This window comes from Flavobacterium xanthum (assembly GCF_900142695.1).
GTDB classification, from domain to species: domain Bacteria; phylum Bacteroidota; class Bacteroidia; order Flavobacteriales; family Flavobacteriaceae; genus Flavobacterium; species Flavobacterium xanthum.
The window spans coordinates 53,587-69,421 of sequence record NZ_FRBU01000022.1 but is presented as its reverse complement, the minus strand read 5'-3'; the positions used below and the strand labels follow the sequence as shown (position 1 = coordinate 69,421).

17 protein-coding genes are annotated in these 15,835 nt (G+C 32.4%); 12 read left to right on the top strand and 5 right to left on the bottom strand.

The window, feature by feature from the left end; genetic code table 11:
• Window positions 1–508: 508 nt before the first annotated feature.
• Genes BUC11_RS10645 through BUC11_RS10635 form a run of 3 tightly spaced genes read left to right on the top strand, consistent with a single transcriptional unit; the run spans window position 509 to window position 3,317 of the window.
• Window positions 509–1,072, top strand: coding sequence for a helix-turn-helix domain-containing protein (locus tag BUC11_RS10645; RefSeq protein ID WP_073353954.1), 564 nt, complete (start codon window positions 509–511; stop codon window positions 1,070–1,072).
• A gap of 12 nt (window positions 1,073–1,084) precedes the next feature.
• On the top strand, window positions 1,085–1,531 hold the full coding sequence (locus tag BUC11_RS10640) for a response regulator (RefSeq protein WP_066082492.1): 447 nt from the start codon (window positions 1,085–1,087) through the stop codon (window positions 1,529–1,531).
• A 1-nt stretch (window position 1,532) separates the two neighbouring features.
• Complete coding sequence (locus BUC11_RS10635) at window positions 1,533–3,317, top strand: CHASE3 domain-containing protein (protein WP_073353952.1); 1,785 nt, start codon at window positions 1,533–1,535, stop codon at window positions 3,315–3,317.
• A gap of 19 nt (window positions 3,318–3,336) precedes the next feature.
• On the opposite strand, the gene BUC11_RS16970 is transcribed toward BUC11_RS10635, so the two are convergent.
• Window positions 3,337–3,492 carry a hypothetical protein gene (locus tag BUC11_RS16970; protein WP_175547746.1) on the bottom strand — a complete coding sequence of 52 codons (156 nt, stop codon included), beginning with the start codon at window positions 3,490–3,492 and terminating at the stop codon, window positions 3,337–3,339.
• 441 nt (window positions 3,493–3,933) lie between these two features.
• Between BUC11_RS16970 and BUC11_RS16765 the strand changes: the two genes are divergently transcribed.
• The 3 genes from BUC11_RS16765 (at window position 3,934) to BUC11_RS17325 (ending at window position 4,802) form a co-directional block, all read left to right on the top strand.
• Entirely contained in the window at window positions 3,934–4,077 is a 144-nt protein-coding gene (locus tag BUC11_RS16765) for a lmo0937 family membrane protein (protein ID WP_139259462.1), read from the top strand.
• A gap of 27 nt (window positions 4,078–4,104) precedes the next feature.
• A complete protein-coding gene (locus BUC11_RS10630; RefSeq protein WP_073353950.1) occupies window positions 4,105–4,407 on the top strand; it encodes a YtxH domain-containing protein in 303 nt (100 codons plus the stop codon).
• A gap of 77 nt (window positions 4,408–4,484) precedes the next feature.
• A complete protein-coding gene (locus BUC11_RS17325; RefSeq protein ID WP_317041240.1) occupies window positions 4,485–4,802 on the top strand; it encodes a hypothetical protein in 318 nt (105 codons plus the stop codon).
• Here BUC11_RS17325 and BUC11_RS17320 read toward each other — a convergent pair.
• Window positions 4,799–4,930, bottom strand: coding sequence for a hypothetical protein (locus BUC11_RS17320; RefSeq protein WP_317041239.1), 132 nt, complete (start codon window positions 4,928–4,930; stop codon window positions 4,799–4,801). The genes BUC11_RS17325 and BUC11_RS17320 overlap by 4 nt on opposite strands.
• Before the next feature lie 100 nt (window positions 4,931–5,030).
• Between BUC11_RS17320 and BUC11_RS10620 the strand changes: the two genes are divergently transcribed.
• Window positions 5,031–5,366 (top strand): hypothetical protein, encoded by a 336-nt coding sequence (locus BUC11_RS10620; protein WP_073353949.1) that lies wholly within the window; start codon window positions 5,031–5,033, stop codon window positions 5,364–5,366.
• A 94-nt stretch (window positions 5,367–5,460) separates the two neighbouring features.
• Here BUC11_RS10620 and prfA read toward each other — a convergent pair whose 3' ends face one another.
• Window positions 5,461–6,537 carry a peptide chain release factor 1 gene (prfA, locus tag BUC11_RS10615; RefSeq protein ID WP_066082500.1) on the bottom strand — a complete coding sequence of 359 codons (1,077 nt, stop codon included), beginning with the start codon at window positions 6,535–6,537 and terminating at the stop codon, window positions 5,461–5,463.
• A 412-nt stretch (window positions 6,538–6,949) separates the two neighbouring features.
• Between prfA and BUC11_RS10610 the strand changes: the two genes are divergently transcribed.
• The 3 genes from BUC11_RS10610 to BUC11_RS10600 all read left to right on the top strand — a co-directional run bounded on the left by BUC11_RS10610 (window position 6,950) and on the right by BUC11_RS10600 (window position 10,504).
• The gene (locus BUC11_RS10610; RefSeq protein ID WP_139259460.1) at window positions 6,950–7,615 is read left to right on the top strand and encodes a hypothetical protein; all 666 of its coding nucleotides are present in this window, start codon (window positions 6,950–6,952) and stop codon (window positions 7,613–7,615) included.
• 369 nt (window positions 7,616–7,984) lie between these two features.
• Window positions 7,985–9,208, top strand: a complete 1,224-nt coding sequence (locus BUC11_RS10605) for a porin family protein (RefSeq protein WP_073353946.1) — start codon at window positions 7,985–7,987, stop codon at window positions 9,206–9,208.
• Window positions 9,209–9,433: 225 nt separating this feature from the next.
• Window positions 9,434–10,504, top strand: a complete 1,071-nt coding sequence (locus tag BUC11_RS10600; protein ID WP_073353944.1) for a type I restriction endonuclease — start codon at window positions 9,434–9,436, stop codon at window positions 10,502–10,504.
• Between the two features lie 538 nt (window positions 10,505–11,042).
• Here BUC11_RS10600 and BUC11_RS10595 read toward each other — a convergent pair.
• The gene (locus BUC11_RS10595; RefSeq protein WP_073353942.1) at window positions 11,043–11,561 is read right to left on the bottom strand and encodes an SRPBCC family protein; all 519 of its coding nucleotides are present in this window, start codon (window positions 11,559–11,561) and stop codon (window positions 11,043–11,045) included.
• A gap of 693 nt (window positions 11,562–12,254) precedes the next feature.
• Window positions 12,255–12,995 (bottom strand): DUF3891 family protein, encoded by a 741-nt coding sequence (locus BUC11_RS10590; RefSeq protein ID WP_073353940.1) that lies wholly within the window; start codon window positions 12,993–12,995, stop codon window positions 12,255–12,257.
• A 459-nt stretch (window positions 12,996–13,454) separates the two neighbouring features.
• On the opposite strand from BUC11_RS10590, the gene BUC11_RS10585 reads away from it, so the two are divergent.
• Together BUC11_RS10585 and BUC11_RS10580 are read left to right on the top strand one after the other, a co-directional pair.
• Window positions 13,455–13,886 (top strand): hypothetical protein, encoded by a 432-nt coding sequence (locus BUC11_RS10585; protein WP_139259458.1) that lies wholly within the window; start codon window positions 13,455–13,457, stop codon window positions 13,884–13,886.
• Between the two features lie 438 nt (window positions 13,887–14,324).
• A complete protein-coding gene (locus tag BUC11_RS10580; RefSeq protein ID WP_066082519.1) occupies window positions 14,325–15,170 on the top strand; it encodes a formate/nitrite transporter family protein in 846 nt (281 codons plus the stop codon).
• Window positions 15,171–15,835 lie beyond the last annotated feature (665 nt).

The window sequence follows — 15,835 nt, the reverse complement described above, 5'->3', positions numbered from 1 at the left end:
ACCTCGGAAAAGGCATCAATTTGATTCTCCAAATGAAGTATATTTACAATTATTAAACAATAATCAGGAATTCGCATTAATTAATTGAATCCACCTCTGTAAAGAAACAGCAGTATTCTTCCGGCTACTAATATACCCCGCCAAGAAAAAGCTAAACTGAAAAATTAAAATTTGGTTCTATCTCAAATGAACAGCGCCTTCGAAATTCTCGCATCCTATTCGGCTCCAAAGAAGAAGTTAAAAGTCGCTGTGGTGTTAAAATAAATATAAAATTAACGATTGTAGAACGTGTAAAACAGGTGCTAATCCACTAAATTTTAAAAATATGGATGTTAAAAAAAACTCTTATAAACTTAAAAATCAGAAGATATCATGCTGGAACGACTTGAAAACAAAATAAAAGTTCTTAGCTTTACTTCGTAAATCAATAAAAATATTTTTTCGTAAAACTAATTGCAGTGCATTTAAAAGTTACATTTTTATATCTTTACTATTAAACAAAAGGCTTATGAAGGTGTATTTAAAGTTTGATTATACTCAACTGACAAAAAAAATTGTCGAGGAAAAGCTATCCGAATTAGGATATAAATATAGTAGTATCGGGTTTGGTGAATTCAATTTTTTAGAAAAAGTACCTTCTGGAAAAATAAATGAACTAACTGGTATTTTTAGAGAATACGGCATTGAAATAGTTGAAAATCAGAAAAGTGTTTTAGTTCAGAAAATAAAAGATGCTATTGTTGAAATGGTCAATAACGATGCTCCTTTAAACATAAAAAGTTCTGTTTTTATTGCCGAAAAATTGAACTTGAGTTATGCGTATTTGTCTAATGTTTTCTCAGAAGTGACTTACACGTCTATAGAAAATTTCATTATTATTCAAAAAATTGAATTAGCCAAACAATTGATGATCAACACGCCTCTCAATTTAACCGAAATTTCTATTCAATTAAATTATTCGAGCGTCGCACATTTAAGCACACAATTCAAACATACAACAGGAATGACACCTTCCTCATTCCAAAAAATAATACAAAAGAGAAGAGCGTTATCTAATAAAAACAAACCTTAAAACCATACTAATATGACTGCTGATTATATAAACATTTGCCTTGCAGACGATGACGAAGACGACAGGTTGTTTTTTACAGATGCCTTTGATGAATTAAAAATAAACACGAGAGTGAGTACTTTTAACGATGGCGTTGAACTAATGGATTATTTAAATCATTCGGATTCCGTTTTGCCTAACGTTTTATTTTTAGATTTAAATATGCCAAAAAAGAATGGCGTTGAATGTTTATTAGAAATAAAAAAAAATGAAAGACTCAACGATATAGCAATTGCCATTTACTCAACCTCATCGTCCGAGGAACATATTGAAGAGACCTTCATAAACGGCGCCAATATCTATATTAAAAAACCTAGCGATTTTGAGAATTTAAAAAAAATACTTTCGGAAGTAGTAACCATAAATTGGCAATACCACACTTCCGGTTTAAACAAAGATAATTTTTTAATGAGATTGTAAAATGAAATACATTCCACTTCATAAATCGCCGTTATTTTTAAAAATAATTTTTATAGTTTCAGTAGCAATTATATTTTTTATTGGCGGTATTACTTTCAAGCACATTACGGTTTTAAAAAAATCGTCAGCTTGGGTAAGTAACAGTTATGAGGTAAATATTGAACTTGAATGCCTGATTTCATATATAAAAGATGCCGAAACGGGACAAAGAGGTTATTTACTAAGTAAAGATGAAAGTTTTCTTACGCCATACAATAATTCAAAGAAGTTGGTAAAACAATCCTTTAAAAGAGTTTCTATACTAACGGCAAATAGCAGAACACAACAAAGCAATTTAAAAAAGCTGCTGTATTTTATCAATAAAAAACAAAACTATCTTTCTAAAACACTGTATCTTCATGAACTGGGGATGTATGACGAAAAAACATTTAAAAATAATTTAATTATTGAAAAAAAAACAATGGACTCTATTCGACTTAAAATAGAAGACATGATTAGTACGCAGAAAACGTTATTACAAAACAGACAACAGGATTATGAAGCAACGATGAATTATACGCCTTTGCTCATCTACTTAACACTTATAGTTACCTTAATTTTAATTACGATTGCTTTTATTAAAATGAATCGGGATTTAGTACTCCTGAGAAAAACAATTAATACGCTCTCTGTCGCAAATGAAGCCAATAATCTTGCTGAAATAGTTGGTGGTTTTGGAAGTTGGCACTTAAATTTAGAAACAAACCAATATACATTCTCTGATAACGAATACCGATTAATAGGTTGTGATCCTCAATCTTTTGAGGCTACTAGAGCGACCTTTTTGAAATTTGTACATCCTGATGATTTAGAATTTGTAAAACAAAACACCAGTAACATACTAAATGACAATGACCTTCCTCCTTTTACGTATCGAATTATCAGAAAAGACAATGAGATTCGCTATTTTAGAAGTTTAGGACGCATTGTTAATATTGCTTCCGGAAACAAGACCTTTATAGGGACTACAAGTGATGTAACCGAAGAAGTTTATGCTAAAAACCTTGTCGAAGAGCGGAACAGAGAATTAGAAAGCAGCAATAAAGAACTAACGGCTTTCAATTACATTGCGAGTCATGACTTACAAGAACCTTTGCGTAAAATTGAAATTTTTATGTCAAGATTAGTTAGTAAAGATTACGCCAATTTATCCCTAGCGGGGCAACAATACGTTGCGAGTATTCAATCCTCTGCAAACCGAATGCGGGTTCTTATTAAAGATTTACTGCATTTTTCAAGAATAAATAAAGCAGAAAAGATTTTTGAAGAAGCCGATTTAAATTATCTGCTTGAGACTGCAAAACACGAACTAGCGCCTACCATTGAAGAAAAGAAAGCACTTATTAAAAGCAATGAATTACCAACTTTAAACGTAATTCCATTCCAAATTCAGCAATTATTCATCAATTTAATTAGTAACTCATTAAAATACAGTAAAGAAAATAGCATTCCAACTATTGAAATTAATTGCGAAATGATTGATGCTCATGAAGCAGAAATACTGCCTGACAACAATATCAAATACTACAAGATTACGTTTAAAGACAATGGAATTGGTTTTGAGCAAGAATATGCCGCCAAGATTTTTATACTCTTTAATAGACTCCACAACAAAAATGAGTATCAAGGAACTGGAATTGGCTTGGCTATTTGCCAAAAAATCGTAGAAAATCACAAGGGATTCATCGTCGCAAAAGGAGAGCTTAATGTAGGTTCAACATTTACCGTTTACCTCCCGGCTGAATAAAAATACCCGTATTTTAAGATCAAATTTCTGATCCGCTACTTCCTTCTATTTTAAACACCGAATCTTCAGATGCGGTTTTACCGCAGGCATTATACAACAATGAAAGGATTTCCTTTTGTTTCCAGTCACACCGTAATTGCAAATTACCATCGACACTCCAAAAAATGATGCCCATCTTTAAATTCTGTAATATAATTCGAAATTGATGTAACAGAAAACCACTACGAGCTTTGCACCTTTGTCAAATAAGAAAAAAGAGTACAACATTGTAAAAATGAAACGCAAAAGATATAGTAGTACCATTCCGTTTTAAAGTTCGCCATCAAAAATTTACGGCACAAAATGCTTTTTGGAATTCTACTCCTCTATATTTTCAGAATTACAAGCATGTAAACGTCCAACAAACGATAGGGAATCTAATTTCACGAAAAATAATTCGGAACACCGCTATTACAGAAAAAGACCAATTACAATATGGTTTGATTCCAATGCCAGCGAAACTGAAACGTGCACTTTGCTCTTCATTTTGGATGGAGTACGTTTCACTAACGAATTAAGAAATTATATATAAAACTCAAAATTATTTTTTCAAATTTAAAGAAAACACAAATAAATCATGCACAATTTACTGTACATAATGGCTGCGGTCTTAGTACTACTCTGGACAATAGGCTATTTTTATTATAACGTGGGCAGCAGCATTCACTTTTTATTAGTGATAGCCGTACTCGTCATTTTAGTGCCTGTCATAAAGGAATAAAACAGTAAAAAAACTAAAAAAACAACAATGAAAGAGCGTAATTTAGCAATAACAATACTGGGTAGCATAGCAATAGGAGCAATTTTAGGAGTACTTTTCGCCCCAGCAAAAGGTTGTAATACAAGAAGAGTAATCGGTCATAAAAGCACAGCTATTAAAAACAACCTTTTGAATTCATCCAAAAAAATAGCAAATGTCATTTCTCCAATTATAAGTGACCTCAAAAATGAATCCCGAAAAATTATTGGAAATAGCAAAGGGATCAACAAAGATGCGAAAACAAATTTAAATAATTTAAGAGACATTAATAAGGCTACGATTTTTGAATAAAACCGCTTTAAAAATTTCCCTTTTAATACGATACAATATCGCAATCTATTTTAAATAGTAATCCAAACAAAAACAAGATGAAAAACACCTTCAACATCAAAGCAATACTTGTAATAGCAGCTGTAGCGTTAGGAATTACAACGACCAGCGCACAAGAAGTGAAAAATTATGATCAAGGATTTCGTCTTGGATTTGGTATAAACGGAGGACTTCCACTTGACAATCCTTATGACTACAATTTGGGTGCCGATGCAAGAATCCAATATGATTTATCCAAAAAATATTCCGTAACCGCTACCACAGGATTTAGTAATATGTTTGCGTCTGGTAAGGACAATGATCTTGGTTACATCCCTGCAAAAGTTGGTTTCAAAGCGTTTGTGCTAAAAGACTAGTTGTAATAATCGGGAGAAGCTGGCGCGGCTTTTGCTATGACAAACGGATAGAACAAAACCTCCTTATTATTGGGTCCGCCATTGGGTATGCCGCTAATGAAATTGACATTAGCTTGAGATACGAACATTTCAATGACTTTCAAGTATTAAAAAATGAAGTGCTTAAAGACGGTTTAGGTCAAATATCCTTGCGATTAGCCAACGGATTTAAATTATAACACAACTAATATGATAAATTTCATACACTTAGTAGGAATTCTTATTATCGCCAATGCGCTTCACTCTTGTGAAAGCAATGAAGAAAAAAAAGCCGAAATAGTAACAAATAACTACATTCGTTTTATTGATTCCGTAACAACCAGCGGCACAAATGATGCGCTGACTAATTGGAATACCATTCAGAAATGTTATGAGAAAAAATCAAATGACCTCAATCTCCAAATTGACTTGCTAGAAGACAATACAATCTTTGATGAAAAAATTAATGCTGCCACCTCAAAATATGAGACTTTCAGAAGTCTGATTATGGAAAAAAAATTAAAACAAGAGGCAGGAAGTTTTTAACCACAAAAGAGATTGCTTCTTAGAATTATAAAAAAAACCAGCGGAAAATTATTTTCGCTGGTTTTTTTATATTTATTAAATTCTAAATTACTTTTTAGAATACTTCACTTGCTTCTTTCAATTTCTCCATATTGTTTACTAACGCAAGTTCATCAACAATTTTCTGAATGTCACCATTCATAATATTTCCTAGATCATACAATGTCAATCCCACACGGTGATCCGTAACACGACCTTGTGCATAATTGTAGGTCCGAATTTTAGCGGAACGGTCACCAGAACTCACTTGAGACGTACGCTTGGTAGCATCTTCAGCTTGTTTTTTAGCTAATTCCTGCTCGTATAAACGGGAACGCAAAACACCAAAAGCCTTATCTTTATTCTTGTGCTGTGATTTCTGATCCTGACATTGAGCCACCAATCCTGTAGGAATGTGCGTCAAACGAACCGCAGATTTAGTCGTATTTACGGATTGTCCTCCAGGTCCTGACGAACAAAAGAAATCCACACGCACATCATTCATATCAATCTGCACATCGAATTCCTCTGCTTCTGGAAGCACCATTACTGTTGCTGCTGATGTATGGACACGACCTTGTGTTTCTGTTTGAGGTACCCGTTGTACCCGGTGTACACCTGCTTCAAACTTCAAGGTTCCGTAAACATCCTCACCCGTAACCTCAAAAATCACCTCTTTGAAACCACCTGATGTTCCTTCATTCATATCCACCACAGACGTTCTCCAACCTCTGTTTTCACAATATTTGGTGTACATACGGAACAAATCCCCTGCAAAAATACTCGCTTCATCCCCACCCGTTCCGGCACGAATTTCCACCATCACATTTTTAGCATCCTCGGGATCTTTAGGGATCAACATAAATTTGATTTCGTCCTCTAATTCTGGCAATCTTTCCTTGGCTTCATCCAGTTGCATCTTGGCCATTTCGGTCATATCAGCATCACTGTTATCGGATATAATTTCGTTTGCTTCTTCGATATTCGCCATCAAAATTACGTATTCATCGCGTTTTTCAGCCAACGCTTTTAAACTTTTGTACTCTTGATTCAATTGCACATAACGCTTTTGATCCGAGATTACATCGGGCTGAATGATCAAATCCGAAATCTCATCAAAACGCTGTTTTACTATTTGCAGTCTATCTAACATATTCTAATCCTTTATTTGGAGTGCAAAATTACGAAATTTTTGTTTACCGTAGTATGTTTCAAGTTGAGATTGTAGTTGTGAGTTTTTAGGAGCTGTTTCCTGCTATTCGTTGCAATCTTTTTAATAATTTAGGCTGGAAGCCTTCGAAAGGCTTCCAGCCTAAATTATTAAAAAGGATTTTCACTGCTATCAGGGCTAGGAAATTTGTACTAAAAAAAGAACATTTATGGTTTACCGTAAGTTTGTTACAATAAAAGGAATTAGTTTTGTTTGATGATTTTTTATCAGTATTTTCTCAATTAAATTATATATTTATGAAGCACTGCTAACCTTTATATTTCTTAAACTAAAGGTGATACTTTAAATGGTGTGATAAAAACTATAAGACTTTTACTAAAATACAGACTAATTTATGAAACTATTGACTTATCTATTTTGTCTTTTCGCATTCCATACCATGTATTCCCAACACGTGTATCAATTTGATTGTGAAGTTCGATACCAATTTCAATCTAAATTGAAAAACGTAAGTGATACAAGAAGTTATCTAATCAATTCTAAAGACAATAGCTATTATGCTTTAAAAATCCCAATACGCAAAAATAAATATAAACTGATACTTATGGATTATGACGGTTTAATAGCACGACAAATTTTCAAAATAGAAGAATTGGAAAAATCAGGTGTAACCATAGCACTTTTTAATGCAAACTCTTACAGTAATCCCTACAAATACCAGATCAATACCTATGATTTTGAAAAACATAATGATTCTTTAATTGATGGGAAACGGTTAAACACTATCTCCTTAGTGAGTACAAATGACCAATTAAATAAAAATAAAAACGCAGGTCATAATAAGTATTTAGTTGACCCAAGTTTCGATTTTTTACCTATGCTAGAGTTTTCAACTGCATATGAAATTTGGAAAGCGCGCAAAAATTATCCAAATGGACTGCTTACAAAATTTTACACGTATAAAGCAAAAAATGAGGTTGTATCTTCATTACTATTTAAAGAAATAATATATCGGGACTTCAAAATTTCTTATTACAATTATGTACCTCAAAACCTATAAAAAACCAGCTTAGAACTTCGGATAATTAAACTGATTCGTTTGTCCAACAATTGAAAAAGACCAACGATAAAAAAATACTAAAAATAATTATAAGCGTATCAATTACATTATTTTCTGTTTTATTAAGTTTTTTATAATTTATTTAATACCATCTAAATGATTCTCTTCAATGAAATAATCAGACACATTGTTTATCTATTTTTCTAAAATAACGACACCCCGATCGCTCAGATATACACAAATGCGTTTTTTAAAAAAATTCTAGTTCTAGCTTAAATTGTATATATTTACGCAGCACGTTACACACTCATATAAGTAGCTCAAATAACATTATGAGGCATTTTATCCTAAAAAAAATTAGAATTAACCATGAAAAAAAAATTACTATTACTTTTAATTATAATCTTAAGTTTTGATGCGTCGGCACAAATTTCCTTTGAAAAAGGATACTTTATTACAAATGCTGGAGAAAAAATTGATTGTCTCATCAAAAATATCGATTGGAGAAACAACCCCATGGATTTTGAATATCAGCTTGTACAAAACGGTACTTTGATGAATGAAAATATCAAATCCGTAAAAGAATTTGGAATTTACAATAACTCAAAATACATTAGAAGTACCGTTAGAATAGATAAATCTGGAAATAATATTAACAATTTTAGCGATGAAAAAAGTCCAATATTTGTTGAAGAACAACTTTTTTTAAAAGTATTAATTGAAGGTAAATCTAATTTATACCAATATGAAAAAGGAAACTTACAACGATTCTTCTACAATAAAGATAATGGGAATATTGAACAGCTAGTTTTTAAAAATTTTAAAAATTATGAAAACAAAACAGGGGAGAACAATCAATTTAGACAGCAATTATGGAATGATTTAAAATGTCCTAGCTTTACACTTAATAAAATGACAAATTTAAAGTACCAAAAAAATAGTCTCATCGCTTATTTTACGGAGTACAATAAATGCAACAATTCAGAATTCATAAACTATGAAAACAAAGTTAAAAAAGATTTATTTATTTTATCCATTAGACCGCGTTTGAATAACTCCTCTTTCTTTGTAGAGGATCTTGTTTCTAACTCTCCTGATATAGATTTTGGAAATAAATTAGGATTTAGCTTTGGTGTTGAAGCGGAATTTATATTACCCTTCAATAGGAATAAATGGGCTTTAACCATTGAACCAATTTATCAGAATTACAAATCCGAAAAAGCAGTTAATGGAAGCTTCTTTTCTGGTCGAGAACAAATTGCAACTGCTAATTACAATTACATTGAGATTCCAATAAGTGTAAGACATTACTTTTTTCTCGATAACAATGGTAAAGTTTTTATCAATGCTTCATACATAATCGCTATCAGTTCAAATTCATCACTTGAATTTACAAGTCCTCCCAATATCTTTTCCAAATCTGTAGAACTTGTAACTCGACGCAATTTTGGTTTCGGTGTAGGATATAAATTTAAGAACAAATACAGCTTGGAGATGCGTTTACAAACTAGCACAAACATTGTGGCAGATTATGGTTATTGGGATTCAAATTATAAAACATCATCGTTAATATTTGGATATACGCTATTTTAAAAATTACCAGATCGCTCACATAGACATAATCGTGAGGCAGTTTTGCAAACGGTGCCTAGAACAATGAGCAAATAAACAACAGCTTCTCCAGCTATTGCGAGCATAGCAAAACACGAACGCTAGTGCGAGCGATTCACTCTAGCAGGGGACGATATACAAGTTAGCTGTAACCATACCCAAAAATCGCAGAAAATAACTACATTCACAAAATAAAACATCATATACATGGAAGATTTAAAATTAAAATTGCAACAATTACATCAAAGAGTTGACTCTTTAAAAGACCAAATAAATACAGAGGAAGCTACAAAAAATGCTTTTGTTATGCCTTTTATTCAAATTCTTGGGTACGATATTTTTAATCCAACAGAAGTAATTCCTGAATTTGTTTGTGATATAGGAACTAAAAAAGGAGAGAAAATAGATTACGTTATTAAACGAGATGGTGAACCAATTTTAATTATTGAATGTAAAAATTGGAAAGAAAATGTTGATGCTCATAATTCTCAACTTCATAGATATTACCATGTCTCAAAATCACGTTTTGGTGTTTTAACAAACGGACATATTTATAACTTTTATGCAGATTTGGAGAAACCGAATATAATGGATGAAAAACCATTTTTTACTTTAGATATATCAGACTTAAAAGATACAAGTTTAAAGATTTTAGAGAATTTTTCTAAAAACGGTTATAATCTTGAAGAAATTTTAGATTCAGCAGAAGGATTAAAATATATAAAAGCAATTAGAAACGAATTTGAAAAAGAACTTCAAGAACCTTCTGATGAAATTGTTCGTCTATTAGTTAACCGATTTTTTAATAAACCTTTAACAGCTCCAAGATTAGCTGCATTCAAAGAATATACTAAAAAAGCTTTTTCTAATTCTATAAATGAATCTATAAATTTCCGCTTAAAAAATGCTTTAAATATTTCTGAAGCCGTTCCTTCAAAAGCAACTGAACAAATCAGAACAATCGATGAAAATGTAGAAATTCCAAAATTTATTACAACAGAGGAAGAAATCGAAGGTTCACAAATCGTTAAAGCAATTTTAAGAGAAGTGCTTCCAGCTTCAAGAATTGCGTTTAGAGATACACAATCCTACTTTGGTGTTTTATTGGACGATAATAATAGAAAACCTATTTGCCGTTTGCATTTTAATTCTACTAATAAATACATTGAGCTTTTCAATAACGGAAAAGATAACGGAGAAAAAAAACTAATAACTTCATTAGATGAAATTTACAATTACAAAACTGAATTATTAGCAACAATAAAAAACTTCGTGTAGTATTCTGTATACCTTCTAGCTCGGATTTGCAATCCGTGACCTCAACAATGAACAAATAACTAAACCCAAAAATTGTCATCCCGACGAGCGAGGAATTTTCGCTACTTGCTCACTTGCTGAGATTCCTCCTTCGTCGGAAAGACAAAATAAACTCGAAAATCACCACCTATTTCTTTACCTTACTGATATTGCGTGTAAGCTGGGGATTTAATCAACATCCGTTAAGTAAAAGCAATTTGATGTTTTTGTTATTTTAGTTGTATCGCGCCATAAGACACTTATATTTCTTGTACTTGATTATTCTGAAAAAAAAATTTATGAAAACCACACGAACTTTACAGCTCTTATGACCCCGTCCCGAAGCTCCGGGCTCGCAACAGAGGAGGAATTTGATTATTAATAAACATTAATAGTCAAAAGCATTTCTTAGCAGGCTGTTGAAGGATAATTAGTCAACTGGCTTTGACAGTTTTAGTTTTTGATAAAAATAAAAAAAATAAAATTATTCCGTTTAGCTTAAGTACTTCTTGTAAAAAAATTATCGTTCCAGATTCTCTTTCAACGTTACTAAACTAGTAGCAATGTCGGTACCTATTAATTTTTCGAGATTTAAAAAATAAATGATAACATTCAGTGGGAAATTATAATGACTACTAAAAGTCCAAGTAACTTTTGTCTCGTTTTCATTAATTGCTGTTAGTGCGATCGAAGCAAAGGACTTTAGAGGTACAGGTTTTGTAAATTGGATATTACAGCAAATTTCATCGCCTTCTATTATTTTTGAAATGGTTTGCGTTCCCGTACCAATACTATTTATTTTGCTACTCCATGAATAGGTAAAACCAACTTCGCCATCAGTTCCAGAATAAGACTTTACAGTATTTGGGTCTTTTCTATTGTAATAACTATACTCGTTTTGATTTCTAAGTAATTTGATATAACTAAAAATTTGTTGTTTTGGCCTTTCGACATTTATTTCTCTAACAATTAAATAATCATTCTTTAAATAAGATCCTAAAACAATTATTGCTACGGCTATTAATACTATTACAATCATACTTTTTTTATAAATTTAATCAATTGATTTTAATTTTGAATCAATATCTTGAATATAAAACTTACGCAATAATTCACTTAGGCTTAAAATAATTATAAAAGCGTACCCTAAAATATACTAAAATTAGTTTTTACACTACCCACTATTGCGGATTTGCAATCCGTGCCCACACCAATGAGCAAATAACTAAACTTCACCGTTGTCATTAAACCCAGCGAGGAAATTTTGTTACTTGCTCACTTGCTGAGATTCCTCCTTATCGGAGTGTCAAAATAAACTCGACAATTCTTAACTATTACCTTGCCTTCATGACATTGCACGCGAGCTTGAGATTAAATCGAGATTAGTCAAGTAAAGGCAATTTGAGGTTTTTGTTATTTCAGTAGTATAGTGCCAATAGACACATATTTTAATTGTACTAGATTATTCTGCAAAAGTTCTTATAAAAACCATACGAAGTGTGTAGCCCTGATGGTAGCGGCATCCTCGCAGCGCAGCGGAGAGATACAGCGCACAGCAGGAGTATTCGTCCTTTAAAAAAATCATATCGACTGCTCCTAAAAAACAGTAAACACATGCCGTTCGTAAGTCGCTCTCCGAAGTGTTTCTTGCGTAAAGTTGCAATTGCTCTGTAGTTTATCAAGACCTTTTTTTGCTTTCGAGCAGACCTAGTCGAACGCTGGAACCTTTACATTATTTTGTAAACAGAAATTCTTCTCTCTGTACGGGAGTCCTTTCACAGATTTCATTAAAATCTTGGATGGAATTAAAGTGTAATTGCTCGATTATTTTATATTCATAGAACACCTTAAATGAATCCTTCTTAAACACCCATGGTGTTACCGTAATTTCATTTTTGGCTTTATAAAAAGTTTGGCTCATAACACCATCGGGGCTTTTGGCTATTTCCATCTTTCTGCCTTCGAGTTGTATTTTATCCATGCATATCAGAAGCGAAAAAGCATCGCACCACTGCACAAAGCGATACAAACGCTCTGCATATTTTTTATCGATGTCTAAATGTTTTAGAATATCTTTACGGTTTTTTTCTTGCCCTTTTAAAAAGGCGTCTAATTTTTTGTCCTCACTATCGCTTGTATCACCAAAAATAAAATTGATATGCAAAGAAGTGAGCAAGGCATTCAACTGACACTTTGAAGTGGCCATTTCCATCACATTTAGGTATTGCTTTAAATCTGTTTTTTTAGAATCATCATGTACCCTAAAATGTCGAGGTGCACCTGCTTCCGTAAGATTTTTAATTGCTAATGTTTCGGCAACACCATCATCATGCTCGGCAATGGTAATGAGGGTAGGTACCATTATCTCATTAGGCAAATCAATATCATATTGGTAAGCCAACATAGCTGCTAGCAGGCCGTGGGATCGCTGGTTGATAATTTTCCAACCTTTTTGATGGGATTCAACAATCATAATTTAAAATGTGTTGGTCATAATTATTTTCATAAACTAGACCGGATTCCAATCTATAAATCAGGGTCCAAATCAAATATAGTGAAAATTCTTTAAAATCCTCGGTAGTGGTGCGTTCTTTAAATCGTAAATTTAAGCTGGATCTGATGTTGGTTGGAAATATAAAATAATTGATTTCTAATTGATTGCAGTAGGCTTAACTACTGAAAATATTTTTGAGGATCCTGAAAATACTTTTATTAAATGGTTATCTTTCCATCAAATTTATGATTCATAGTGCAACTGCTACAAGTTTGAGGATTTACTAGCATTAGCTCTCTGAACTATTCCTTCTTTTTAAGTAACGATAGTTCTAAAAAGTCTCCCGACTCAGTCTATGAAAGATCTTTCCACTTAAAATTCGCGCTTGTTGTATGACTTAATCCAACTTTTAAAAAACATTACGCTAAAAATAATTTTATGAAGTCAATCTACACCATTCTAATTTTAATGTTCACTTCAACAGTATCTTCTCAATCGAATAGGGTGGTTGGTGCTTATGCGCTTACACTTGCGACTAAGGAAAATGATGTATTTGAATATAAATTGACTTTATCCCAAGATGGCACCTTTTACTTTCACTATTATTCCAATATTAAAAGAGGCATTCCACCGGAAAAACACACATACGGAAAAGGGACTTGGAGCGAGCAAAAGAATGTGATTTCATTTCTTGCCGATAAGAAATCTGATTTTGATGCGAAACACACGTTGGACTTTACAAACTCTAAGGCTAGATTTATAATTAAATCTCCAAGAAACAAAACGGATAGCGTAATTAAAACAAGACTTACATTCGTAGCATCTGATATTTTTTGGTTGAAAAATATTGCTATGATTAAACTAGATTAAAACGTTTTATAGATTAACCAATCTAATTATCAGGCACTACTTTTTAAAAGTTACTATCGCTGCATGAGCCGTCCCACTTTTATGTTCTCTCATAAAAACTACGAGTACTACGAACAATTGATTGCTTTGGTCCCCAATCTAAAATGAAACAACAAAAGGAACTTTTAACTTTTGATAAAAAATACTATCTTTATTCTACTAAAGTGTCTCACATAGATTTAAATAAGACAAAAGAGATCTAAAAATTAAAGCCTATTTTATATTTTTCACGTGACTAAATAGCAAAAAAAAGGGAAGAAAAGATATAGAATTAGGCAAAAAGGGACGATACAGCAGCACTAATTTCGACCCTGTTGTCTGTACAAAATCTTGGCTTATTTTATTTATTCGCAACTTTCTTTACACATCGAATTGTAAAATGGCCAAACAAAAAACACTATGAAAACTGAAACTAAGAAGCAAGAAAAATTCCAAAAGGATTTAGAAAAAAAATCAAAGGAAATTGACGGTGTCAGTGAATATCGTGATATTTTAAGTCGCGTAATTCATGAGGGTGAAGAGATCTTCAAGATCAATAGCAAAGCTTTGACTCTAAGTGCTGTTATTGCAGGACTTGAAATAGGATTTAGCTATTTTCTTCTTTGCACTTTGTACTATTTGTTATCAGGAAAAGTAGAAGAGACAACTATTTTTAAATTACTTAGTGTGGTCTATCCAGTAGGATTTATAATGGTTATTCTCGGAAAGTCGGCTCTTTTTACGGAACAAACTTCCGTTTTGACCTTACCGGTATTAAATGGTCAAAGAACGATCTGGGAATTACTTCGGATTTGGGGATTCGTTGTTTTAGGGAATGTCGTTGGAGGAATTTTATTCACCTTGTTTATTGGCTTTCTTGCCCCACATTTAAGTTTATTTACGCATGAAACCATGGTAAGCATAGGAAGTCACGTAATTCACTATGATGCCTGGGTCCTCTTTTTAAGTGCCATTGTTGCTGGCTGGTTAATGGGTTTATTGAACTGGTTATTGAACAGTACCTTAAATTCACTCACACGCATTTTCCTTATTTTTATGATCACTGGTGTCATCGGTTTTGGAGGCTTTCACCATAGTATTGTAGGTAACATTGAAGTGTTTGGAGCCTTTTTACATTCAGAAACGATTACGTTTTTAGACTACTTATGGTTTTTAGTTCTCGCTTTATTAGGCAATGCGATTGGCGGTGCTATTGTAGTGGGACTTTTCAAATACAGAATTTTCGAATCAAACTATGCCAATTGAAAATAACACAGGATGCGCTAAAGTAGGTCTAATTTAAAGTGGCAATTCTATTGCGTTAAATCATCATGTCTGTAAAATTCAACTATCTCCCACTGCGTTAGGTACCGCTGAAATATGCTACCTCTTTTTTAAAAAGCTAATTGCAGCATTTACAGCACGGATCATTAAAACGAAATAACTTATCAGGACTTGCTATTTAGGAAAATTAACGATACAAAAATAGAATTACATCCCTTCCGAAGTACTACCTCGTATAAATAGCGATTGCTGTGCGAAATCCTAATTCAAAAAAGCATTTTATCTTGGAAATTGCACTTGGAGAGGGTATTCTACCAACTTAGTACCTCATTAAAGAAACTGTAAATCAGGATCAATAATACTCAATAAAAACAGCCTTTCAGGAAACAAAAAGCAACACAAAGCCCCTGAAAAATACAGAACCAAAATTTAATTTGACTAAACTATAAAAGCAAATAGTAACAGTTACCGCGTTAAAAGATATCGCTATACTTCTTGTACATACTATGTGTACTTTCGAAAAAGAGAAAACAAAAAAGAAGGATTATGATTTTTTAAGCCATCCTACTAAGCATCGAAAGCTGCTACTTACTCTGATTTTTGTAGTTGAATTTAATTGCCTATTTAAAACCACATTCCCCATAAAA